Source organism: Photobacterium sp. R1, assembly GCF_054600795.1.
This window is the reverse complement of sequence record NZ_BAAHZP010000807.1, coordinates 1-249: the sequence shown is the minus strand read 5'-3', so window position 1 is coordinate 249 and position 249 is coordinate 1. Positions and strand designations below refer to the sequence as shown.

Below are 249 nucleotides of genomic sequence, written 5' to 3'. Positions count from 1 at the left end.
AATAATGATATCGGTGTTCCCCTGACGCTGTTGCGGTTGACACCGGCACATGAGTTTGCCGTGATTGAGCTGGGGGCAAACCACGAAAAAGAAATCGCTTATACTTCTGCGCTGGTGCAGCCCGATGCGGCACTGGTCAATAATCTGGCGGCGGCGCATTTAGAAGGTTTCGGCTCGCTGGAGGGCGTCGCAAGAGCCAAAGGCGAAATTTTCGAAGGGCTGATTGCCGGTGGCACGGCTGTTTTCAAT

At 54.2% G+C, this 249-nt stretch carries 1 protein-coding gene; it reads left to right on the top strand.

Annotation, left to right across the window (positions count from 1 at the left end; translation table 11 throughout):
• Positions 1–249: Mur ligase family protein (locus ACYP03_RS27300; protein ID WP_459782845.1), on the top strand; the 249-nt coding region annotated here is incomplete at both ends.